The organism is Citrobacter sp. TBCS-14, assembly GCF_005280805.1.
Classification (GTDB): Bacteria; Pseudomonadota; Gammaproteobacteria; order Enterobacterales; family Enterobacteriaceae; genus Citrobacter; species Citrobacter gillenii.
Window position 1 is genome coordinate 296 of the sequence record NZ_SZWM01001240.1, and the last position, 202, is coordinate 497.

The following is a 202-nucleotide window of genomic DNA, read 5'->3' on the forward strand; positions in this document are numbered from 1 at the left end:
GCATCACCGCCATCGCAATAACCACCGCCGCCATCATCACCGGCAGATGGTTGACCATACCGACTGCAGTAATGACCGCATCCAGTGAGAACACCGCATCGAGGATAACAATCTGCGTCACCACGACCCAGAAGCTCGCATAGCCTTTTGACTGCCCGGTATCATGTTCACGGTTTTCCAGCCGCTCATGCAGCTCTGTCGT

The 202-nt window shown here is 55.4% G+C and carries 1 pseudogene; it reads right to left on the reverse strand.

Features of this window, described 5'->3' with window-relative positions:
- Positions 1 to 202: pseudogene (locus FDX22_RS26470) on the reverse strand (hypothetical protein); the annotation flags it as partial.